A 21,894-nucleotide genomic window follows, 5' to 3' on the forward strand; every position below is an offset into this window, starting at 1 on the left:
GTGGCGGGCGGATCCGGGCGGGTCGCGGGGCCCGGAAGCGCGGAGCGAGGAGGGGCGAGCATGGCCCGCAGCGGCACCGGTGACGACACGGAGACCGCGCACGGCGGCACGGCGGACGGCGGCAGGAAGGGCGGCGGGGACACCCGCAGGCGCATCCAGCGGGCGGCGCTCGACCTGTTCGTCCGCCAGGGGTACGAGAAGACCTCCCTGCGCGAGGTCGCCGACGCGGTGCGGATCACCAAGCCCGCGATCTACTACCACTTCGGTTCCAAGGAGGAGATCCTCCTCAGCGTCTTCCGCGAGCTGGGCCGCCCCGTGGAGGAGCTGATCGCCTGGGGCCGGGAGCAGCCGCGCACCCTGGAGACCAAACGGGAGGTGCTGCGCAGGTACGGCGAGGCGGTGCACGCCGCCGCCCCGCTGTTCCGCTGCCTGCGGGACAACGACGCGACGCTGCGCGATCTCGAGGTGGGCCGGGAGTACCACCGGCAGACGACCGGCGTCTGCGAGCTGCTCACCGACGCGGACGCCCCGCCGGACGCGCAACTGCGCTGCATGGGCGCGCTGCTCACCCTGCACTTCGGCACGCTGGTCCTCGACGGCTGCGCCGCGGCCCCGCTGCGGGACCGGCACCGGACACTGCTGCGGATCGCCGTGGAGCTGGTCGAAACCGCCCACGGCGCCCGGGGCTGACGCCCCGGCGGGCCGCGCTCCGCCGCGCGGTGCCGCGGGGGGCGGGGTGACGCGCCGCGCCGCCCGCCCCCCGCGGCGCGGGTCAGGCGCGGGCCACGATGTGCGACAGCACCCTGGTGGACGCCGTGCCGACGCCCGAGGGGCCGCCGAGCGGCCAGCGGGAGCCGGGGACCCGGCGGATCTCCGGCTCGCGGTAGCGGAGCACGCTGCGGTGCCAGTTGAGGATGCCCGCCATCCAGTTCTCCAGCTCGCGCACGTAGCCGCCCATGCCCGCCCTGGCCTCCCGGTCCAGCCGCAGGTCGTCGTAGAGCACCGGCAGCTCACTCGAGGTGATGTGCCGGAACTGCCGCATCCGGGCCGCCATCAGGTCACCGACGACGCGCACCGCCGTCGGGTAGTCGCACCCGAAGAAGTTCTGCACCACCAGGACGCCGTTGTGCAGCTCCCCCTCGCACTCGATCTCCTTCTGGTAGGAGAAGACGTCGTTGAGCAGGCACGCGAAGTCGGCCGCGGCGTTCTCCATCGCCCGCACCGGACCGCTGGCGAACACCTCCGGCGGGACGCGCCGCCCGTGGCCGATGCGGGCCAGGCTCATCGTCAGGTCGGAGCCGAAGGTGCGGCGGCGCATCTCCACGTAGTCCACCGGGTCGGGGATCCGGTTCTGGGCCTGGTTGGCCAGCTCCCACAGCCAGCTCGTCGTCATGTCCGTGACGGCCCGGCGGAAGGCGCGCCGGGCGGGGGGCTCCATCCGGCCCGCGGTGCGGGACCACAGGTCCGCCAGGCTCCGCTCCAGGGCGCTCGCGGGCGGCGGGGGCGGGCCGCCGTCCACCGGCATCAGCGCGTCCAGCCGCTCCACGCACAGCCGGGCCCCGGCCAGGTCGCGGGTCCTGCCGAACACCGCGGGGAAGTAGTCGTCCCCGTACGTCCCCCAGGCCAGCCAGCCCGAGGCCAGGTCGAGCTGGTCCGGCGAGGCGTCCGGGTGCAGGCCCGCGGCGCACAGCGGGAGGTCGTGGGCGTGCAGGGCCCGCTCGTCCCAGACGTAGGAGTGCGGCACCCCGGGCTCCGGCCGGAGCAGGCCCATGCGGTGCGACCACGCCACCAGGTTGCGGCGGGCGGTGTCCAGGTGCGGGCTGAGGGTGAGGGGGAACGGCATGGGGATGTCGGGCAGCAGCGAGGGGCCGACCCGGCGGAACGGCACATGTGTGTGGGAGCGGACCCTGGCCGCGGCGGCCCGGTCCACCGGCGGGCGGGGCGCGGCGGAGGCCAGGCCGAGCCCGGTGAGCGGGAAGGGGCGCCAGGCGCCGGTGTCCGCGGCGCCCTCGTTCATGTAGCGGCTGGAGCGCATGTGCCACTCGTGGCCGCCGGACTGCCAGTCCTGGAGGCCCTTGACGTACGCGGCGACGCGGGCGCAGGACAGCGGGTCGAGGCCGTGCTCGGCGAGCAGCGGCGGGACCTCGGTGAGCGCGGTGTGCTCGAACTGCTGGAGCCGCGAGGTGAGCACGTCGTTGACGGCGTTCGCGGCCTGCTGGGTGGTGCAGCCGAAGAACGTCTCCAGCACCAGCACTCCGTTGTTGACCTCGCCCTCGGTCTCGGTCTCCCGCTGGTAGGAGAACAGGTCGTTGCGCAGGTGCACCCCGTCGGAGAAGGCGTCCTTGAGCACGCGCAGCGGCCGGGAACCGGCGATCGGCGCGGGCACCTCGGCGGAGCAGGCGTGCTCGACCAGGTCGGCCGACCAGGGGGCGCCGCCGACCTTGCGGCGCATCTCGATGTACTCCACCGGGTTGGGGATCCGGTGGGCGTTGATGTTGGACAGCTCCCACAGCGACTCGTTGAGCAGGTTCGCGGTGCTCTCGGCGAACCGCGCCACCCACGCGGCGGACATGCCGGGCACGGTGCGCGGCCACAGGTCGGCCAGGCCTGCCTCCACCGGGTTGGTGGGTTCGGGCATCGCGGCGGACGGGTCCTGCGGCATGAACGCGGCCAGCCGGTCGAGGTACGCCTTGGCGCCCTCGCGGTCCTGGGTGCGCTTGTAGGTCTCCAGGAAGTGGTCGTCGAAGAAGAACACCCACACGTACCAGTCGGTGACCAGGGCGAGTTCCGCCTCGGACGCGTCGGGGTGGGTGTAGGCGCACAGCAGGGCGTAGTCGTGGGAGTCCAGGTCCTTCTGCTCCCAGATGCCGGAGCCCTCCAGCATGCCCAGGTCGCGCGCCCACTGCGTGGAGTGCCCGCGCGCCTGTTCGACGTGCGGATTCAGGCGGGCGGGGTGGGGGAGGTAGAACTCCGGGAGGCGGAAGGGCTGCTTCAAGGGGGATCCTTTCCTTGGCGGGGCGCTGTCCGCTCATCAAATGAGACATATGAAATAGGGAAATGGGGCGCCAGGGAAGGGGGCCGGGGAAAACGGCGGGAAAAACGGATTCCGGTAAAGGAACGGGAATTCGATAAAACGTTTCTTCGCGTCGCGGCGCACCTGCCGCCGCACCGCGGCCGGGGCCCGGCGGCGTGCCGGGGCGGCTCGTGCGGGCGGGGGCGGCTCGTGCGGGCGGGGCCGCCGGCGTGCGGGCGGGGCCCGCCCGGCGGGACGGGGCCGTCCGTGGCCGCGTCAGGGCGCGGACGCGGCCGCCGCGATGGCGGGTGTCAGCTCGCGGCCGCGACGCCAGCCCGGGGCCAGGGCGGAGGCGTCGCCCGTCGTCACCGTGATCAGGCGCAGGGCGGGCACCACCACCAGGTGCTGCCCGGCCCAGCCGCCGGCGAAGAACGCGGTGCGGCCGGCCATCTCGGTGGACCACCACAGGAATCCGTAGCCGGTGCGCTCCGGCGGCCCGCCCGGGGTGTGGGCGCGGGTGGCCTCCCGCGCCCAGTCCGCCGAGAACAACCGCCCGCCGTCCGGCGCCGTCCCGCCGTCCAGCCACAGGCGGCCGAGCGCCACCAGGTCCAGCGGGGACAGGCGCAGGTGCCCGAAGCCGTACGGCAGCCCGTCGGGGTCGCGCGGCCAGGGGCGCGGCCCGATGCCGAGCGGGCCGAACAGGCGGCGCGCGGCGTAGTCCGCCAGGTCCTCCCCCACGGCCGCCGCCAGCGCCGCCGCCAGCACGTGCGCGGCCCCGTTGTCGTAGCGGAACTCCGCGCCGGGCGGGGACAGGCGGGGCGCGGCCAGGAGCGCGCCCACCCAGTCACCGGGCAGTCGCCTCACCTCGTCGATGTCGTACGGGCCCGAGGGGTCGGCGCCGCCGGTCATCGTGAGCAGGTGCCGGACCCGGACCTGACGGTGCGCCGCGGGCACCCGCCCGCCGAGCAGCTCGCCGAGGGTGGCGTCGATCGTCAGCAGGCCGTCCGACACCGCGCAGCCCACCAGGGTGGACAGCACGCTCTTGGTGATCGAGAAGATGTCGCCGGGCTCGTCCAGGCCCCGCGGCCCGTAGGCGTGGGCGGCGAGCACCCGCCCGTCCCTGACCACCACCAGGTGCTCGGTGTGCGCCAGCAGCGGGTCGGTGCGGATCTCGGCGTCCGCGGCCTCGACGGCCTGCCGCACGGTCACGGGCTCACCTTCCGGAAGGGGCAGGGGACTTCGCACCGCAGGGTACGGGGTCGCGGGAGGCCGGCGGCGGCGGGGGCGCTCGGGCGCGGGAGTGGTGAACGGCCCGTCGGCGGGTAGGCGTCGCCTTGACGGGCCGTCGGCCCACCCGGCCCGGCCGCGGTCGCGCGGCGCGGGTGCGGCCCCGCCGCGCCGCCGTGCGCCGGGCCGGCGAAGCCAAGTCCCCCGAGTGGTTCGGGAGGAGCCATGAGCACATCCCATCCCTACGACCGAGGCCGCGGACACGGCCATGCCCAGGACCCCGCCCACCCCTACGACCACGGCCGCGGATACGGGCAGGCCCCCGGCGGGGCCGCGCCGCCCTACGCGGCGTCCACCGCCGTGCGGGAGCCCGAGCCGGTCACCGAGCCGTCCCGGGTGAACGCCGCCCGGCTGTGGGCGGGCGGCGCCATGACCGCCGTGGTCGCCGCCCTCACCGCGCTGGTCTGCGTGCTGCTCGTGCGGGGGGTGCTGGACGTGCCGGTCTTCGCCCCGGAGGGGGACGGCGCGTTCGGCGACGCCTCGACCGGGCTGCTGGCCACCGCCGCCGCTGCCGCCGCGCTGGTGGCGACGCTGCTGCTGCACGTCCTCACCCTCACCACCCCGCAGCCGGAGCGGTTCTTCGTCTGGATCGTGGGCCTGGCCACCGCCGCGATGGTGCTGGTCCCGTTCACCTTCTCCGTCGCCACGTCGGCGAAGGTCGGCTCGGCGGCCGTGTACCTCGTCCTGGGCTTCGCCATCGGCCGGCTGCTGACCGCGGTGGGCCGCTCCGCCGCCCGGCCGGGGCCGTCCCGCACCTGGTGACCCCCGGGGTTTGCCCGGCCGCCGGGGCGGGAACCCGGCAGGCCCGGTCGAGCCTCGGGAGGGACATGAGCAGCGAAGGCGGCACGCGGGACACCGGCTCACGCGTCGTGGTGGTGGGCGCGACGGGCAACGTGGGCACGGGAGTGGTCACGGCGCTGGGCGACGACCCCCGGGTCGGCTCGGTGCTCGGCCTCGCCCGGCGCCTCCCGGAGTGGAGCCCGCCGAAGACCGAGTGGGCGGCGGTCGACATCGCCGAGGCGGACGAGGAGGAGCTCGTCCGCCACTTCCGCGGCGCGGACGCCGTGATCCACCTGGCCTGGATCTTCCAGCCCACCCACGACCCGGTGACGACCTGGCGCACCAATGTGCTGGGCAGCGTCCGGGTGTTCGACGCGGTCGTGGCCGCCGGGGTCCCCGCCCTCGTCCACGCCTCCTCCGTGGGCGCCTACTCGCCCGGCCCCAAGGACCGCGCCGTCGACGAGTCCTGGCCCACCCACGGCTGGCCCGACGCCGCCTACTGCCGGGAGAAGGCGTACCTCGAACGCGTCCTGGACGGGGTGGAGCGGGCCGCGCCGCACCTGCGGGTGGTGCGGCTGCGGCCGGGGTTCATCTTCACCCGCGGCTCCGCCTCCGAGCAGCGGCGCCTGTTCGCCGGGCCCCTGCTGCCCGGCGCGCTGGCCAGGCCGGAGCTGGTTCCCGTGGTGCCGGACATCCCCGGCCTGCGCTTCCAGGCCCTGCACACCGCGGACGCCGCCGAGGCGTACCGGCTGGCCGCGGCCAAGCCGGTGCGGGGCGCGTTCAACATCGCGGCCGACCCCGTGGTGGACGCGGCCGTGCTGTCGCGGCTGCTGCGGGCCAGGTCGGTGCGGGTCGGGCCCGCGCCGCTGCGCCTGGCCCTGTCGGCCGCGTGGCGCCTGCACCTGGTGCCCGCGTCGCCGCACCTGTTCGACGCGGTGCTGCGCCTGCCGGTGATGGACACCAGCAGGGCCCGCGAGGAGCTGGGCTGGACGCCCCGGTACACCGCGGAGGAGGCGCTGGAGGAGGTGCTCGCCGGGTTGCGGGAGGGCGCGGGCCTGCCGACGCCGCCGCTGGCCTCCCGGGTGCGCGGGGGGCGGCTGCGCGAGCTGAGCACCGGCGTGGGGCGCAGGCCCTGAGAGCGGGCCCGGCGGCCCCCGGCCCGTGGTGGGCCGGGGGCCGCCGGGGGCGGGGGCGCCGCGGGTCGGGGCGGGCTCAGGCCGTGGGGCCGACCAGCTCCGACAGGACGTCCTCCATCGTGACGAAGCCCAGCACGGTGCCCTTCTCGCCGGTGACCGCCGCCAGGTGGGTGCCGCTGGCCCGCATGGCGGTGAGGGCGTCGTCGAGCGGGGTGTCGATCTCCACGCGGGTGACGGTGTGCAGCGCCGACCTGGGGAAGGGCCGGTGGCGGTCGGGGACGCCGAGGGCGTCCTTGATGTGCAGGTAGCCCAGCACCGTGCCGCCGGGGCCGATCACCGGCAGCCGGGAGTACCCGGCGGCGGTCGCGGTGCGCTCCAGCTCCGCGGGGGTGATCCGGTGGCTGACCGTGGTCATCCGGTTCAGCGGCACCAGAATCTCGCCGACCGGGCGGGTGCCCAGCTCCAGCGCGTCCCGCAGCCGCTCGCCGTCGGCCGGGTCGAGCAGGCCGGCCTGGCTGGAGTCGGTGACCAGGCGGGCCAGCTCGTCATCGGTGAACACCGACTCCACCTCGTCCTTCGGCTCCACCCGCAGCACCCGCAGCAGGCCGTTGGCCAGCGCGTTGACGCCGAACACGACCGGGCGCAGGGCGCGGGTGAGCGCGACCAGCGGCGGGCCGAGCAGCAGCGCGGACGGGACGGGCGCGGCCAGCGCGATGTTCTTCGGGATCATCTCGCCGACGAGCATGTGCAGGTACGTCGCCACGGACAGGGCGATGGCGAAGGCGATGGGGTGCACCAGCGCGTGCGGGACGTGTGCCGCCTCGAACCCCGGCTCCAGCAGGTGGGCGATGGCCGGTTCGGCGACCGCGCCCAGCACCAGGGAGGAGACGGTGATGCCGAGCTGGGCCGTGGCCATCAGCGCGGACAGGTGCTCCAGGCCCCACAGGACCGTCCTGGCGCGCTTGTCGCCGGCTTCGGCGGCGGGCTCGACCTGGCTGCGGCGCACCGAGATCAGGGCGAACTCGGCGCCGACGAAGAACGCGTTCGTCAGCAGGGTCAGCGCGCCGATGAGGAGCTGCACCGCGGTCATCGGACGGCCTCCTGCTCGGCGGGGGCGGTGAGGGCCACCCGGTCGGCGCGGTGGTGGTCGACGTCCAGCACCGCGACGTCCCAGCCGTCCAGGTGCACGGTGTCGCCCTCCGCGGGGATGCGGCCGAGGCGGGTGGCGATCAGCCCGGCCAGGGTCTCGTACGGGCCTTCGGGCGCGGCCAGGCCGATGGCCTCCAACTGGTCGATGCGGACGCTGCCGTCCGCCTCCCAGCAGGCCCGGCCGTCCTTCTCCGGGGCGCGCAGCAGATCGGGCACCTCCACCGGGTCGTGCTCGTCGCGGACCTCGCCGACGACCTCCTCCACGATGTCCTCCATCGTGACCACGCCCGCGGTGCCGCCGTACTCGTCGATCACCACGGCCATGGTGCGCTCCGTGCGCAGCCGGCCCAGCAGGACGTCCACCGGCAGGCTGTCGGGCACCAGCAGCGGCGGCACGGCCAGGTCGGTGACCGGGGTGCGGGCGCGCTTGTCCTCCTCCAGGGCCAGGACGTCGCGGATGTGGACGGTGCCGATCACCTCGTCCAGGCTCTCCCGGTAGACCGGGAACCGGGACAGGCCCGTGGCGTGGGTGAGGGTGGCGGCGTCGGCGGCGGTGCTGCCCGCCTCCAGGGCGTACAGGTCCACCCGCGGAGTCATCACGTTCTCCGCGGTCAGCTCGCCCAGGTGCAGGGTGCGCACGAACAGCTCGGCCGAGTCCGCCTCGAGCGCGCCCTGCGCCGCGGAGTGCCGCGCCAGCGCGACCAGCTCCTCCGGGGTGCGGGCGCCCTCCAGCTCCTCGGCGGGCTCCAGGCCGGCGCGGCGCACGAAGGCGTTGGCGGTGGCGTTCAGGTGGCGGATGAAGGGGCCGAACACGGCGGTGAAGCCGCGCTGCGGCCCGGCCACGGCCTTGGCCACGGCCAGCGGGCGGGAGATCGCCCAGTTCTTCGGCACCAGCTCGCCCACGACCATGAGGACGACGGTGGAGGCGGCCACGCCGAGCACGGTGGCCACCGAGGGGGCGGCGCCGCCCAGGCCGAGCGCCTCCAGCGGGCCGCGCAGGAGGGTGGCGAGGGACGGCTCGGCGAGCATGCCGATCACCAGGGAGGTGACGGTGATGCCGAGCTGGGCGCCGGACAACTGGAGCGTCAGCCGCCGCACCGCCTTCAGGGCGCTGTCGGCGCCGCGCTCGCCGGCTTCGGCGGCGCGTTCGAGGTCACCGCGCTCCACGGTGGTGAGGGAGAACTCGGCGGCGACGAAGACGGCGCACGCCAGGGTCAGTGCCAGGGCGAGCAGGAGGAGCAGGGTCTCGGTCACCGTGCCACCCCCCGTTCCTGGCACTCGGCTCCACGGGACGCGGCACGGCTGGTACTGGGAGGTTCACCCATCGCGGGCCTGCTGCTCCTTCCTGCTCACGATCACGAGTCACCCGACCGCACGAAGCGGCGGGGCGGGCTCCCGGCGGGAGCCTCCTGCGGAGAAGTTTCCCCGAAGCGATAGTAAAGGAACAGTAAAAACCACCCTCTTCCACCCCTCCTTCCCCCGACCGGCGGCCCGAACCGGAGGGTAAAGCGGGCCGGGAGGGCCGGGGAGGGAGCCGGGAGGAGGGCGCGGGGGAGGCCGGGGCGTGACCGGGAGGGCCGGGCGGCCGGGGAAAAGGGCGGGGGCGGGAGGGGCAGCCCGGACAGCGGACAGGGCGGACAGGGCGGACAGGAACGAGCCGAGACGGCCGCGAACGCCGCGGGGGGCCCGACGCCGGCGACACCGGCGCGGACCAGGCCGCGGGTCGGCCCGCCCCGTCCCCCGCCCTGGCCAACAACGCGGCCGGGCGCGGGCCCGCCCGCATCCGGCGGCGGGGCGCCGGCCACGCCGTGCCGCACCGCGACCGGCCGGCGGGGGCGGACTCCACCGCCGGAGTGCCGCCGGGCGGCACCGCGGGGCATTCACCACAGCTTGACAGATTGTTCACATAAACGTTTACTCATCCAGCTCGAACAAGCAAGCGACCCCACCGCGCGCCCACGCGAGCAGCCGTCCGGACCGGACCGGCGTCGTCGGGCACACCGAGGGAGGGGCTCGCACGCGGCCCAGACAGCCGCACGCGTCCGCACGTCAAATGAAGATAGTTTTCCTGATCCACAACGCCTACGGCATCGGCGGGGCCATCCGCGCCACCGCCAACCTCTCCAGCGCCCTCGCCGCGCGGGGCCACCGGGTGGAGATCGTCTCCGTCGTCCGGGGCGCCGACGCCCCCCGCCTCCCGGCGAGCCCGAAGGTCGGCCTGCGCGCCCTGATCGACCTGCGCAAGGACTCCCCAGGCAGCGAGGCCGACCACCCGCTCCACGCGCGGCCCAGCGCCCTGCTGCCGGAGCCGGAGGGCACGCCCCCGGCGTTCACCCGCCTCACCGACGAGCGGGTGAACGCCTATCTGGAGACCGCCGAGGCGGACGTGGTGGTCGCCACCCGGCCCGGCCTGGTGGTGTACCTGGCCGAGCACTCCGCCGCCCCCTGGCTGCGGCTCGGCCAGGAGCACCTGACGTACACCCAGCACGCCCCCGCCGTGCGCGCCGCCCTGGACGAGGCCGTCCCCCGCCTCGACGCCTACCTGCCGCTCACCGACCTGGACGTGGCCGCCCACCGGGCCGGGCTCGCCCGGCACCCGCGGGTGCTGCGCCGTCTACCCAACGTGGTGCCCGTCCCCGCCACCGAGCCGTCCGACGGCGCCTCCCGGCTGATCGTCGCCGCCGGCAGGCTGCTGGAGGGCAAGCGCTTCGACCTGCTCGTCCGCGCCTTCGCCCGCCTGGCGGACCAGCGCCCCGACTGGAACCTGCGCATCTACGGCCGCGGCCCGGACCGCGCCAGGCTGCGCGCGCTCATCGACGACCTGGGCCTGAGCGACCGGGCGTTCCTGATGGGGCCGCACTCCCCCATCGAGACCGAGTGGGCCAAGGCCGCCGTCGCGGTGTCCGCCTCCGACGCCGAGTCCTTCGCCCTGACCCTGGTGGAGGCCATGCACTGCGGCGTGCCGGTCGTCTCCACCGACTGCGTGGGCCCCCGGGAGATCATCGAGGACGGCGCCGACGGTCTCATCGTCCCCGTGGGCGACGAGGTGGCGCTCGAAGCCGCGCTGCTCAAGCTGATCGACGACCCCGCGCTGCGCCGCGCCATGGGCACCGCCGCCCGCGCCACCGCGCGCCGCTACGCCCCCGAGCGCGTCGCCGAGCAGTTCGAGCAGGTCGTCCGGGACCTGCGGCCCGAACTGCTGCCCGCGCCCCGGCCGGCCGCCGCTCCCGCGCCCGCCGCCCCCGCCGCCCGCCGCGCCCGGCGCCGGGCCGCCGCCGCCCTGGTGCGGCGGCTGCGCCCCGCCCCCGCCCCCGCCCCCGCCCCCGCGCCCCGGGCGCTCGTGCTGAAGCCGCTGCGCCCCGCGGCCCGCTGCCGGGTGACCGAGGACGGCGGCCTCGAGGTCCGCCTGCCCCGCGGCGGGGTCACCGGCGAGCGCCTGACGCTGACCGCCCGGTTGCGCGGCACCGACGGCACCGGCGAGGGCGAGCGCATCGCCGTCCCCCTCACCCCGCCCGCCTCCGGCAGGGGCCCGCTCGTCGCCCGCCTCCCCCGCGCCGGGCACCGCCTCGCCGAGGGCCGCTGGGACTTCCACGTCGAGCGCGCCGACGACGGCGGGCGGGCCCGGGTCGCCGCCGCCCTGGTCGAGCAGGCCCGCCTGCTCACCCTGCCCCTGGTCACCACCCCGGACGGGGTGACGGCGTGGATCCCCTACACCACCGTCACGGGCTCGCTGACGCTGCGCACCTGGCTGCGCCCGGCCCACGCCGAGCTCACCTCCCTCCGCGCCGGCGAGGACCACCTCGCCCTCACCGCGGTCCCGCACGGCCGGGCCGGCACCCCGACCCGCCTCGTCCTCACCGCCGGGGACCCGGCGCGGGACGGCGCGGACGGCGTCCCCGCGACCGTGCAGGTGCCGGTCACCGACACCGGGGACGGCCGGCTCGCCTGCACCGTCCCCTACGGCGCGCTGCTCGCCGGGCACACGGCGGAGCACACCGTGTGGCGGGCGGAGCTGCGCGGCGCCGACTGCGCACCGGTCGTACCGGTCGGCCGCATCGCCGGGGACAACGTGGACCGCAGGCGCACCGACGTCCACCCCGCCCGCACCCTCGTCCACCCGGTGCGCGGCGAGGTCACCGTCCGGCCGGTCTTCGACCCCGGCAACGACCTCACCCTGCACGTGCGCGACGCCCCCGCCCCCGCCCCCGCCCCCGCCCCCGCCCCCGAGTGAGGCTCTGGCCGCACCTGCCTACCGGCAAGTAGCATCCGGGTGCCGCCGCACCGGCGGCACCGCCGCGACCGCGAGGGAAGGCACCATGGGTCCGCTCGTCCCGTCCCGCGGGGAGATCTCCCCCGGCGCCCTGCTGACCGGCACCCACCGGTACACCCGCCGGGACGTCGCCGCCTTCGACGACCTGACCGGCCGGGCCCCCGACCCGCGGGGCGCGGACGTCCTGCCGGGGCTGCTCGTCCTCGCGCCGCTGACCAGGCTCGGCGGCGAACTGGACTACATCGCCCGCGCGATGACGTGGCGGCAGGAGCGGCCCGTGGCCGTCGGCGAGCCGCTGGAGGCCGAGCTGGAGCTGGTGCGGTCGGCGGAGGAGGAGGCGTTCCACCGCCTCACCTTCGACGCCCGGGTCCGCGCGAGCGGCTCGACGGTCCTGACCGGCAGCAGCGAGGGCGTCGTGCTGAAGCCGGGCGCCCCCTCCCCCGCCGCGTCCACGGCCGCCCCCGCCGCCGGTCCCGCGCCGGACCGCGCGCCCGCCCGCCCCGCCCTGCCGGAAGGGCTCGCGCCCGGCACCGTGCTGCGCGGCGCGCACCGCGCCACGCACGCCGACATCTCCCGCTGCGCCGAGCTCACCGGTGACCACGGCGCGCACCACGCGCCCGGCCTCGGGGCGCGCCGGATCGCCCACGGGCTGCTGACGGCGGCCGCGGTGCCGCTGCTGCGCGGCGACCGCGGCTTCCACGCCGCGTCCGTGTCCCTGGCGCTGCTGCGCCCGGTGTTCGCGGAGGAGACCGTGGAGTGCGAGACCCGGATCACCGCCGCGGGGCAGGACGGGCCGCGCTCGGTGGCGCTGGCCGCGGCGGTGACCAACGCCCGGGGCGCTCAGGTCCTGGCCGTGGAGTGCGCCGGCGCCTTTCCCGGCTGAGCGGGGCGCGCCCGGGGCCCGGGGCGGGCCGCGCGCCGGGGTTGCGGGCCCGCCCCGGGGCTCGGTCCCGGGGGCGGCTCGGGTCCTGTGGCTACCCGGCGGGCGGGGGCAGGGTGATGCCCACCAGCCGGCCCTGCCGGTACGCCTCGCAGATGGAGCGCCGCCGCAGCTTGCCGCTGCTGGTCCGCTCCAACTGGCCGGGCTTGAGGTAGTGCACGTCCTCGGTGCGGACCGTCACCCCGACCGTGCGCACCAGGTGGTCCACGATCCGCGCCCGGCTCCACTCGACGTCGTCGCGGGCCGGGCGGTCCACCTCGGCGAGCACGACGATGTCGCCGTCGATCTGCGCCACGCAGGTGCGGCCCTCGCGCACGAACGGCAGTTGCTCGATGGCCTGTTCGAAGTCGGAGGCGAAGTAGCTGCTGCCGCCGACCTTGATCCGGTCGCTGATCCGGCCGGTGACGAACAGCTCGCCGCCGTCGGTGAAGCCGACGTCGCCGGTGGCGTAGTAGCCCTCCTCGCCGCCGAGCGGCTCCTCCCGCTCGAAGTAGAAGTCGGCCAGGGTGCCGCCGGCCAGCTCGATCTCGCCCAGCTCCCGCTCCCCGACCTCCCGGCCCGCCTCGTCGCGCAGCCGCACCGTGAACTCCGGCATGGGACGGCCCACGGAGATGGCGGGCACGCCGTTGGGCGCGGTGACCACCCGGGGCTCGCTGCCCGCCGGGCGACTGGACACCAGCAGCACGGCCTCGGCCATGCCGTAGCAGGGCATGAACACGTCGCCGCGGAGCCCGGCGGGGGCCATCAGCTCCAGGAACGCGCGCAGGTTGGGGATGTTGATGGGCTCGCTGCCGAGGTAGATGCAGCGCAGCGCGGACAGGTCCATCGCGGCCAGCTCGTCCGGCTCCAGGTCCTGCATCAGCTTCAGCGAGTAGTCGACCGCGAAGTTCGGGATCACCGTGCCGATGCAGCGCTCCCGGGACATGTGCTCCCACCAGCCGCGGGCGTCGAACAGGAACGTCACCGGCTCGGTGAGCAGCAGGTCGCACCCGATGGCGAAGCAGGAGAGCATGCCGCCGACCAGGCCCATGTCGTGGTAGAGCGGCAGCCAACTGCTGACCCGCTCCTCGGGGGTGCGGCCGTCCGTGCGGGTGATCATGCCGAGGTTGGCGCGCAGCCTGCCGTGCCGGATCGGGACGCCCTTGGGGAAGGACGTGGAGCCGGAGGAGAACTGGACGAAGGCGAGCTCGTCGTCGCCGGGGGTGCGCAGCCGGGCGCCGGGCGTGCGGATCCCCTCGGGCGGCAGCGGCAGGGCGGGGGCGGGCAGGTCCACCGCGGCCAGGGTGGGCACCCGCAGCACCCGGGCCGCGCCGAAGTCGCGGGCGACCCGGCCGATGAAGTCCTCGTAGGTGTCCCGCGGCGTGTTCATCACCAGCGGCTTGACGGACAGCGGCACCGCGCCGATCTCCATCAGGGCGAGGAAGGACATGATGACCGAGGTGGACGTCTCGAACGGGAACAGCACCCGCGTGCCGGGACCCACGCCCTGGTCGCGGAAGAAGTCGGCGTGCCCGGCGACCCGTTCGGGGAAGTCGCGGTAGGCGACGAACTCCGGCGGGTCGGTGAACTTCTCGTACAGGTGCAGGCCCCGCTCGGGCGGGCACTCCTGGTTGCGCTGGATGTACTCGAGCACCGCGCCCCCTCCTATTCCCCGGATTCCCCGGCCGTCCGGGATTCCCCGGCCGTGCCTTCCGCGGCGCCGCCGGACGGCAGCCCGCGCATCCACGCCACCACCCTGGGCAGCACCTCCGCCTCCGCGCGGGCGCCGCGGACCACGTCGAAGTGGCCCGGGTCCCAGCTCAGGCCCGTCTCCCGCCCCAGGACGGCGAACTCCACCGGTCCGCCGAGGTGGTCGGCGAGCCTGCGGGCGCGGGCGGGCGAGGCGTGGAAGGTGTCGCCCGCCCCGACGCCGACCAGGGCGGGCAGCGCCACCCGGCCCAGGGCCTGCCAGTAGTCCGTGCCGCCGTCGGCGCTGCGGAACGCGCCGTGCGGGGCCCAGTCGGTGAACTGCCGCATCAGTCCGGCCGGCTCGTCCCAGCGGCCCTGCTTGAGCGCCCGCGCGGGGAAGCGCCCGGCCAGCCGGGACACCACCGTGGCGAACGTCATCCGGGCCCGCTTGGACCAGCCGCCGTCGCTGTAGTCGTTGACCGCCGAGGAGAGCGTGACGACCCCGGCGAGCCGCCGCTGGAGGGCGGGCTCCACGCCGAGCGCGGCCAGCGCCGCGTACCCGGCCATGCTGTGCGCCAGCAGGAACAGCGGCCCGGGGTGCTCCGCGGACACCGCGCGGACCAGGTCGGGGATGTCGTGGCGCACATAGGTGTCGAAGTCCCAGTCCCAGGCGCGCCGTTCGGGCCAGCGGCTGCGGCCGTGCCCGCGCAGCGAGGCCAGATGGGCGGTGAACCCCTCCTCGAGGAAGGCGTTCGCCGGTCCGCGGCCGGACGCGCCGAGGAAGAACTCCCCGTCGGAGAAGAGCCCCGGCAGGAACAGCACGCCGGGCGCGCCCTCCCGCTCCGGGCCCGGCCGCACCCGCCTGACGTGCAGGTGGTGCCCGCCGGACGTGGGCACCCACAGCTCGCTGACCGCCCGAGGACCAGCCGTGCTCATCGCTCTCCTTCCCGCCCTTCCCGGGTGCGGACGCCTGTCGGCGGTGCCCGGCCGCCCGTGCGCGGCCGGGGCGCCTCAGTCCGGGACCGAGGCCGTGAGGAAGTCCTGCATCGACACCAGGCAGCGCCGCTCCGCGTCCAGGAAGGCCACGGTGACGGCCGCGTCCACCGCGGGCCGCTCCGCCTCCGTCAGGTGGATGCGCTGGCGGAACCGCGCCCGGAACGTCAGGTCGTCCTCGTCGAACTCCCGCTCGCTGGGCGACTCCAGGACGGTGCGCACCTCGACCCGGCCGCGGGGGATCTCCGCCAGGTAGTCGATCTCCACGCGGGCGACCACGGAGATCACGCGCTCGGCGTGCACCAGCCCGTTGCGGGCGAGCCAGTCCCACCGGCCCGCCTCCAGGTACTCGAGCGCGACCGCGTTGTTCACGTGCCCCAGGGCATCGAGGTCATTGGGTCGCACCGGAAGCAGGAGCCGTGACTCGCCGAAATACACGCCTGACCGCCCGTTCGATCGTGCCGATGAAAGGTACCGAGGGGCCCGTGCCGGTGACGATGACGACGCAGGACACGAAGCCGCCGCTGTGCGAGAGGGAGACGCTCACCCGCAGGCCGTGCCGGGCCAGGTGGTCGGCCAGCGCTCCGTGGGTGCGGAAGGCCGGCGCGCCGTGGCGGTCGTGGACCAGTTCCGCGTCGGTCCAGAACCACGTTCCCCCGGTGGCGGGCAGCGCCTTGAAGAGTGCCTCCTTGGCGGCGAACCCGCCGGCCATGCTTTGCAGGGGGACGACCGAGGACGCGAAGCGGCGCAGCTCCCCCTCGGTGAAGAAGACGCCGGGTTCGCGCAGGCCGGACGCGACCTCCAGCTCACTGATCAACTGGAGGTCGTGCCCCAGGCCGATCAGCTCCCGACGAGATCCATCCAAGTGTCCTCGACCTCTTCCCGGGAGTGGACCTCGATCCCGGTGATCTTCTTCAGGGCGCCGCAGATGAGCTGCTCCTTCTTCTCCAGCGCCTCCGGGCGGAAGTCCGTGTCGCCCGTGTCCAGGGTGTCCCACCAGTTCACGTGGGTGCCGCGGCGCTCCAGGTGCTCGCGGGAGCTGCCCAGTATCTCCCCGTCCTCGCGCAGGAAGAGGTGGGCCACCGCGAAGGCGTCCTTGGCGTGGTACTCGCCGCTGTCCACCAGCGCCTTGGCGAACGAGATGAAGTAGTTGCGGTGCTGGATCTCGTCCGCGGCGACCTGCTTGAATATCCGCCGCAGCCCCGGGTCCTCGATCACGTGCTGGCACTGGCCGTAGTTGACCGCGGCCGTGATCTCCGAGATGGCGAGCAGCACCAGGGTGCGCAGCATGTCGTCGTCGGGGAAGACCTGGCGGAACTCGATGAAGGTCTCGTCCGAGATCGGCTCCATGCCGGTGGCCTGCGCCAGCCGGATGAAGACCGTCTCGTGGTGGGCCTCCTCCTCGTTCCAGTACCGGCTCCAGGTGCCGCAGGCCTCCATGATCGCCGCCACCGTCGGGTTCTTCTCCTGCCAGCGACGGACCTCCGCTTCCGCCTGGCGTTCGAGCCGGTCCGCGCCCGGCTTGGTGGTCAGCTCGGCCCGCCCCGCGTTCCACACCAGCACCCGGTCCAGCGGGGTGAGGCGGTCCAGGTCCACGGCGGACAGCATGTCCACCACGCTCCAGCGCCGGGACTCGTGCAGCCGGTGCTGCTCCCAGGTGACCTCGACCAGGGACATCTCACGCTTGGTCAGCGCGTCGTACAGGTCGGTGATGATGGCGGGGGGCTCTGCGGGCACGGCCGACCGTCGGGTGGCCGTACGCTCCGTCTGCACACTGGTCATTCCGCCTTCTCCTTTTGCCGCTCGAATTCCTCGAGGAAGACCTTGAGCACCGTCGTGGTCGGTGTGTCGAGGGGCAGCGCGGGCAGGCGCACGCGCACCCCGTGGTCCTTGCGCAGCGAGTTGGAGGTCCGGGCGAACGCCTCCATGAGATCGATGCTGTTGGTCATTCGCGGGCTGCGGCTGATCACCGCGGCCAATGTCACGTCGTCGGCGAACAATTCCTCGTCTGCGAGACCCGCATGCTCGGCGAACTTCTGCCGGATGTAGGCCTCCACCCCAGGCGTCTCCATGGTTCAGAATCGTACAAGTTGTTGAGTGCCGTCATCAAGTGACGATTTCACCGTCGGCACGGGTAACGGCGCACGGAAATACCCCGGTTCAGTGGGACCCGTGCGTCCTGTGGGGTGATGCTCGAGCCGCCCTCGAGGAGTTCTCGGGAGCCGCGGCGTATGAACGTCCCACAACCCTCCGTTCACCAGCGTCGATTACCGTCCGTCAGCCTGGCGGTTCGTCCGTTTTGCCACGCCCCGACGGATGCGGAACGATCCGTTCGGCAGCCGCGTGACCACCTTGCCACGCGTTCGCCGAAAATTCGGGAAAGCGCGTGCCCGGATTTGCCGCGCATTGCCGCGCACGGTATTCGGGAAACACCGCCCGGGAGCCCGGGAAGCTTTTTCCCCGCGCTCCGCGCTTTCCGCCTCCGGCGCCACCGCCCCCGTCACGGTCCGGTGCCCTCACCGGCCTCCCGGCGCGGGGGCCGCCGAGCCGCGCACGGTCGCCGCGGCGAGCACCGCCACGGAGAGGGCGAAGCCCACCGCCATGTACCAGGTGCTGCGGGCGCCGCCGAGCAGGTCGGTCGCGTGGGAAGTCAGGATGGACACCGTCAACGCCGTGCCCAGCACCCCGCCGAGCTGGCGGAAGGCGGCGTTGGCCGCGCTGGCGGTGGCCAGCCGCGCGGGCTCCACCCCCGCCAGCGCCACCCCGCCGAGCACCGGCCACACCAGGCCGGCGCCCAGGCCCATGACGGTGGCTCCGGGCAGCCAGTGCGTGAGGAAGTCCGGGTCCCCGCCGCCGCCCCACGACAGCAGCAGGGTGCCGCCGATGTAGGTCAGACAGCCCGCGACGATCACGGGGCCGTCGCCGAACCGCTCGGCGAGGCGCACGGCGGGCTTGGCGACCAGGGCGCTGGCGAGCGGTGGCGGCGTGGTGGCCAGGCCCGCGGCGATCAGGGACCAGTGCCAGTGGTTGGTCAGGAACAGGATGTTGTTCAGGATGACGGCGTAGAAGGTCACCGCGAACAGCATCGTGCCGATGTTGCCGCCGACGGCCGCGCGGGAGCGCAGCAGGTCCAGGGCGACGACGGGCGCCGGGTGCCGGGCGCTGCGCAGCGCGACCGCGACCGCGAGCAGCGCCCCGGCGGCCAGGCAGCCCAGGGTCCCCGCGCCGGCCCAGCCCCACTCCTCGCCCTTGACCAGGCCCAGCGCCACCAGGCCGAGCGCGGCGCCGAGCAGCACCGCGCCGGGCACGTCGGGCGTGGGACCGCCGCGCTCCCGCTGCTCGCCGAGGTACCGGCTCGCCCACACCGCGACGATGCCGATGGGGATGTTCACCAGGAACACCGCCCGCCACGTCCAGTACTCGGCGAGCATCCCGCCGAGGCCGGGGCCGATGCCAGCGGCCACCGCGGCGGCGGCGCCCCAGATGGTGATCGCCACCAGTCGCCTGGCCATCGGGAACATCGGCATCAGCAGCGCCAGCGAGGTCGGCACGAGGATCGCCGCGCCCACCGCCTGCACCAGCCGGGCGCCGATCAGCACCGCCGCCGAGCCCGCGATCCCGCACACCGCCGACGCCAGGGTGAACGTGGTCAGGCCCACGGCGAAGGACCGCCGGCAGCCGAGCCGGTCCGCCGCCCGGCCCGCGGGCATCAGCAGCGCGGCGATCACCACGTTGTAGCCGTTGAGCACCCAGGACAGCGTGGGCAGGTCGGAGCCGTCGAAGGTCTCGGTGATGCTGGGGAAGGCGGCGTTGACGATCGTGCTGTCCAGGAACGCCATGAAGGCGCCGAGGCAGCACAGCAGGACCAGCGGGGCCGACGGCCCGGCGGCGGGTTCGTCCCTGACGACGTCCCGGGTCTCGCCGGTGGCGGCCGGTGTGTCGGCCATGCGTGCGTCCTCATTCCGGGCGGTCCTGCCGGGCGGGTGATCCGGTGCCGGTGTGCCGTCCGCCGGCCGGACCGGCGTCCGAGCGGCACGTGCCGCTCCCTCACGCGGCCGCCGCCGCGCTCCCGCGGAATACCGCCGCACCCGCACCGGGGATTTCCCCCGGCACCGCGCCGCGGTGGGCGCGGGTTGTCCTGGCGGCCGATTTCCCGCCCGAGCGGTGGGGAAAGCGGGAAAGCGCCGGGAAAAGCAGCGCGAGTACCCGCACCGGCGGTCCCGCCGTGTGCCGATCCTCTCGCACCCGACCTCCCGCACACCCTGGTGCGGCTGATCACCGTGTTCCTTGTTACCCACCGGTCACGATGCTGGTTGACCCCCGCGGGTGTCAACCCCCTCCTGGCGCGCCCGGCTTGACCACGCGGAACTCCCGGACCTCTGCCGAACCCCCCGCCCCGCGGACCCGCGGCCACGCCGTCCGCCCCACCCGCCCGCCCCACCCGCCCGCCCGCCGCGGCCGCCCGCCCGTCCGCACCCCGGAAAGCACCCCGGAACCACGCTCGTTGACCGCCGCGTTATCTTGCTGCCACACTGCTCGCCACAATGGAGCAGGGGGAAGGCACGGGGGTGACTCCTTCACATCGGCACCAGGCCGACAGTTTTGCTCACATCCTGCGGGAAAAAGCGGCGCATTCTCCTGACGCCGTCGCCTACCGCTTTGTCGGCGACGACGAATCGGCCCGCGAGATCACCTACGCGGAACTCGACGCGCGCGCCGCGGCGGTCGCCGCGGGGCTGGCCGGCGCCACCGGCCGCCGGGGGCCCGCGCTGCTGCTGTTCGCGCCCGGCCTCGACTACCTCGCCGGCCTGTTCGGCTGCTTCCGCGCCGGTGTGCCCGCGGTCCCCGCGTTCCCGCCCGACCCGACCCGCCTGGCGCGCACCCTGCCCAGGCTCGCCGCCATCATCGAGGACGCCGAGGCCGACACCGTCCTGACCACGTCGGACATCGCGCCGCTGCTTGAGCAGTGGCTGGCCGAGCAGTTCGCCGGGCACCCGCCCCGCCTGATCGCCACCGACACCCTCGACGCGGCGCCGGGTGACGAAACGTTCCGGCCGGACCCGCTGGCGCTGCTCCAGTACACCTCGGGCTCCACCGCGCTGCCGCGCGGCGTGATGCTCAGCCATGAGCGGCTGATCGCCAACTGCGCGGAGATCGTGCGCGGGTTCGGCCTCCACGAGGGCAGCTCGGGCGTGTTCTGGCTGCCCCCGTACCACGACATGGGGCTGATCGGCGGCATCCTGACGCCCCTGTACTTCGGGTGCGAGGCGACGCTGATGTCCCCGGTGTCGTTCCTGCGCCGCCCGCTGTCGTGGCTGCGCACGGTCTCCCGCCACGGCGGGACGATCACCGGCGGCCCGAACTTCGCCTACGACCTGTGCGTGCGCCGCGCCAAGGACGCCGACCTGGCGGGCCTGGACCTGTCCGGCCTGGAGGTGACGTTCACCGGCGCCGAGCCGGTTCGCGCCGACACCCTGGAGCGGTTCACGGCGCGCTTCGCCCCGCACGGCTTCCGGGCCGAGTCGTTCTACCCCTGCTACGGGCTCGCCGAGGCCACGCTGTTCGTCACCGGCGGCAGGCCGCTGGGCGGCTGGCGCTCGGTGCGGGTGGCGCGCGAGGCGCTGGACCTGGAGGGCACGGCCAGGCCCGCCGCGCCGGGCGAGCCGGAGCGGTCGCTGGTGAGTTGCGGCAGCCCGGGGCCCGGCACCCGGATGCTGGTCGTGGACCCGGCGACGGCGAAGCCGCTGGACGACGGCGCGGTCGGCGAGGTCTGGCTGGCCTCGTCCAGCGTCGCCGACGGCTACTGGCGGCGCCCGCGGGAGACCGCGGAGGTGTTCGGCGCGCGCACGGCGGCCGGCGAGGGGCCCTATCTGCGCACCGGCGACCTGGGGTTCGTCCTGGACGGTGAGCTGTTCGTGGCCGGGCGGACCAAGGACCTGGTCGTCGTCAACGGGCGCAACGTCCACCCGACCGACATCGAGCGGGCCTGCGAGGCGGCCGTCGAGGGCATCCGCCGCAACTGCGGCGCCGCGTTCGCGGTCGAGGACGACGCGGGCGCGGCCGAGCGCCTGGTGGTGGTCTACGAGGCCGAGCCCGGCGACGAGGAGCGGTACCGGGCGGCCGTCGAGGGGATCCGGCGGACCGTGTCGATGGAGGTCAGCGTCCCCCCGCGCGCCGTGGTGCTGGTGCGGCCGCGCACCATCCCCAAGACGTCCAGCGGCAAGGTGCAGCGCTGGCTGGCCCGCCGTCACTTCCTCGCCGGCGAGCTGGAGGAGGTCGCCCGCTGGCAGGCTCCCGCCCGGCCGGCCCCCGCGCCGGGCACGTGACGGCCACACACCCGCGGACCGCGCTGCTGCGGCCGCCACCATCGACGAAGGAGTCCGGGCGGTGATCTTCAAGGTCAGGGGCGTACTGCTCCGCTTCACCGACTACCAGAACGAGATCGAGGTCGACGGCGGCACGGTCCGCGACGGCCTGGCGGCGCTGACCGAGCGCTACCCCGGTCTGCGCGAGGTGCTGCTGGACCGCGAGGGGACGGTGCGCGCCACGCACCTGATCGCCCTCAACGGCGAGCAGCTCCCGCACAGCGAGCTGGACCGGGAGGCCACCGAGGACGACCGGGTGGACATCGTCACCGCGGTCTCCGGGGGCTAGGCCG

The 21,894-nt window shown here is 74.9% G+C and carries 18 protein-coding genes; 7 read left to right on the forward strand and 11 right to left on the reverse strand.

Annotated features, from left to right (window positions below):
* Nucleotides 1-60 precede the first annotated feature (60 nt).
* Nucleotides 61-690, forward strand: coding sequence for a TetR/AcrR family transcriptional regulator (locus ACYVO2_RS15760; RefSeq protein WP_461008428.1), 630 nt, complete (start codon nt 61-63; stop codon nt 688-690).
* 82 nt (nt 691-772) lie between these two features.
* Here the strand turns inward: ACYVO2_RS15760 and ACYVO2_RS15765 are convergent, their stop codons facing one another.
* Both ACYVO2_RS15765 and ACYVO2_RS15770 read right to left on the reverse strand, forming a co-directional pair.
* A complete protein-coding gene (locus ACYVO2_RS15765) occupies nt 773-2,995 on the reverse strand; it encodes a terpene synthase family protein (protein ID WP_461008429.1) in 2,223 nt (740 codons plus the stop codon).
* A 294-nt stretch (nt 2,996-3,289) separates the two neighbouring features.
* Nucleotides 3,290-4,222 carry a serine hydrolase domain-containing protein gene (locus ACYVO2_RS15770; RefSeq protein WP_461008430.1) on the reverse strand — a complete coding sequence of 311 codons (933 nt, stop codon included), beginning with the start codon at nt 4,220-4,222 and terminating at the stop codon, nt 3,290-3,292.
* Nucleotides 4,223-4,465: 243 nt separating this feature from the next.
* Here ACYVO2_RS15770 and ACYVO2_RS15775 point away from each other — a divergent pair, with 243 nt between their 5' ends.
* Nucleotides 4,466-5,062 (forward strand): DUF6069 family protein, encoded by a 597-nt coding sequence (locus ACYVO2_RS15775; protein WP_461008431.1) that lies wholly within the window; start codon nt 4,466-4,468, stop codon nt 5,060-5,062.
* Between the two features lie 65 nt (nt 5,063-5,127).
* On the forward strand, nt 5,128-6,216 hold the full coding sequence (locus ACYVO2_RS15780; RefSeq protein ID WP_461008432.1) for an NAD-dependent epimerase/dehydratase family protein: 1,089 nt from the start codon (nt 5,128-5,130) through the stop codon (nt 6,214-6,216).
* A gap of 76 nt (nt 6,217-6,292) precedes the next feature.
* Here the strand turns inward: ACYVO2_RS15780 and ACYVO2_RS15785 are convergent, their stop codons facing one another.
* A complete protein-coding gene (locus ACYVO2_RS15785) occupies nt 6,293-7,306 on the reverse strand; it encodes a hemolysin family protein (RefSeq protein WP_461008433.1) in 1,014 nt (337 codons plus the stop codon).
* A complete protein-coding gene (locus ACYVO2_RS15790; protein ID WP_461008434.1) occupies nt 7,303-8,619 on the reverse strand; it encodes a hemolysin family protein in 1,317 nt (438 codons plus the stop codon). Before ACYVO2_RS15790 ends, ACYVO2_RS15785 begins: the two co-directional genes overlap by 4 nt.
* Before the next feature lie 799 nt (nt 8,620-9,418).
* Here ACYVO2_RS15790 and ACYVO2_RS15795 point away from each other — a divergent pair.
* Both ACYVO2_RS15795 and ACYVO2_RS15800 read left to right on the forward strand, forming a co-directional pair.
* Nucleotides 9,419-11,596, forward strand: coding sequence for a glycosyltransferase (locus tag ACYVO2_RS15795; protein ID WP_461008435.1), 2,178 nt, complete (start codon nt 9,419-9,421; stop codon nt 11,594-11,596).
* Nucleotides 11,597-11,681: 85 nt separating this feature from the next.
* Entirely contained in the window at nt 11,682-12,518 is an 837-nt protein-coding gene (locus tag ACYVO2_RS15800) for a MaoC family dehydratase (protein WP_461008436.1), read from the forward strand.
* Nucleotides 12,519-12,609: 91 nt separating this feature from the next.
* Here the strand turns inward: ACYVO2_RS15800 and ACYVO2_RS15805 are convergent, their stop codons facing one another.
* From ACYVO2_RS15805 to ACYVO2_RS15835, 7 genes are all read right to left on the reverse strand, one after another.
* Nucleotides 12,610-14,208, reverse strand: a complete 1,599-nt coding sequence (locus ACYVO2_RS15805; RefSeq protein WP_461008437.1) for an AMP-binding protein — start codon at nt 14,206-14,208, stop codon at nt 12,610-12,612.
* An 11-nt stretch (nt 14,209-14,219) separates the two neighbouring features.
* Entirely contained in the window at nt 14,220-15,179 is a 960-nt protein-coding gene (locus ACYVO2_RS15810; RefSeq protein ID WP_461008438.1) for an alpha/beta fold hydrolase, read from the reverse strand.
* A gap of 75 nt (nt 15,180-15,254) precedes the next feature.
* Complete coding sequence (locus ACYVO2_RS15815; protein ID WP_461008439.1) at nt 15,255-15,608, reverse strand: acyl-CoA thioesterase; 354 nt, start codon at nt 15,606-15,608, stop codon at nt 15,255-15,257.
* A gap of 19 nt (nt 15,609-15,627) precedes the next feature.
* Complete coding sequence (locus ACYVO2_RS15820; RefSeq protein WP_461008440.1) at nt 15,628-16,101, reverse strand: holo-ACP synthase; 474 nt, start codon at nt 16,099-16,101, stop codon at nt 15,628-15,630.
* The gene (locus ACYVO2_RS15825) at nt 16,077-17,018 is read right to left on the reverse strand and encodes a ferritin-like domain-containing protein (RefSeq protein ID WP_461008441.1); all 942 of its coding nucleotides are present in this window, start codon (nt 17,016-17,018) and stop codon (nt 16,077-16,079) included. The genes ACYVO2_RS15820 and ACYVO2_RS15825 overlap by 25 nt, the downstream gene beginning before the upstream one ends.
* Nucleotides 17,015-17,308, reverse strand: a complete 294-nt coding sequence (locus ACYVO2_RS15830) for a hypothetical protein (RefSeq protein ID WP_461008442.1) — start codon at nt 17,306-17,308, stop codon at nt 17,015-17,017. Before ACYVO2_RS15830 ends, ACYVO2_RS15825 begins: the two co-directional genes overlap by 4 nt.
* 444 nt (nt 17,309-17,752) lie before the next feature.
* Nucleotides 17,753-19,183, reverse strand: a complete 1,431-nt coding sequence (locus tag ACYVO2_RS15835; RefSeq protein ID WP_461008443.1) for an MFS transporter — start codon at nt 19,181-19,183, stop codon at nt 17,753-17,755.
* 621 nt (nt 19,184-19,804) lie between these two features.
* Between ACYVO2_RS15835 and ACYVO2_RS15840 the strand changes: the two genes are divergently transcribed.
* Nucleotides 19,805-21,562 carry a fatty acyl-AMP ligase gene (locus tag ACYVO2_RS15840; RefSeq protein WP_461008444.1) on the forward strand — a complete coding sequence of 586 codons (1,758 nt, stop codon included), beginning with the start codon at nt 19,805-19,807 and terminating at the stop codon, nt 21,560-21,562.
* A gap of 61 nt (nt 21,563-21,623) precedes the next feature.
* Nucleotides 21,624-21,890: a MoaD/ThiS family protein gene (locus ACYVO2_RS15845; protein ID WP_461008445.1), complete on the forward strand. Its 267-nt coding sequence runs from the start codon at nt 21,624-21,626 to the stop codon at nt 21,888-21,890.
* Nucleotides 21,891-21,894: the final 4 nt, after the last annotated feature.

This window comes from Streptomyces capparidis, from assembly GCF_054782095.1.

Coding starts and splice junctions, on each gene's coding strand:
- ACYVO2_RS15760 (WP_461008428.1), top strand. CDS start 61: ATGGCCCGCAGCGGCACCGGTGACGACACGGAGACCGCGCACGGCGGC.
- ACYVO2_RS15775 (WP_461008431.1), top strand. CDS start 4,466: ATGAGCACATCCCATCCCTACGACCGAGGCCGCGGACACGGCCATGCC.
- ACYVO2_RS15780 (WP_461008432.1), top strand. CDS start 5,128: ATGAGCAGCGAAGGCGGCACGCGGGACACCGGCTCACGCGTCGTGGTG.
- ACYVO2_RS15785 (WP_461008433.1), bottom strand. CDS start 7,306: ATGACCGCGGTGCAGCTCCTCATCGGCGCGCTGACCCTGCTGACGAAC.
- ACYVO2_RS15795 (WP_461008435.1), top strand. CDS start 9,419: ATGAAGATAGTTTTCCTGATCCACAACGCCTACGGCATCGGCGGGGCC.
- ACYVO2_RS15800 (WP_461008436.1), top strand. CDS start 11,682: ATGGGTCCGCTCGTCCCGTCCCGCGGGGAGATCTCCCCCGGCGCCCTG.
- ACYVO2_RS15810 (WP_461008438.1), bottom strand. CDS start 15,179: ATGAGCACGGCTGGTCCTCGGGCGGTCAGCGAGCTGTGGGTGCCCACG.
- ACYVO2_RS15825 (WP_461008441.1), bottom strand. CDS start 17,018: ATGACCAGTGTGCAGACGGAGCGTACGGCCACCCGACGGTCGGCCGTG.
- ACYVO2_RS15830 (WP_461008442.1), bottom strand. CDS start 17,308: ATGGAGACGCCTGGGGTGGAGGCCTACATCCGGCAGAAGTTCGCCGAG.
- ACYVO2_RS15835 (WP_461008443.1), bottom strand. CDS start 19,183: ATGGCCGACACACCGGCCGCCACCGGCGAGACCCGGGACGTCGTCAGG.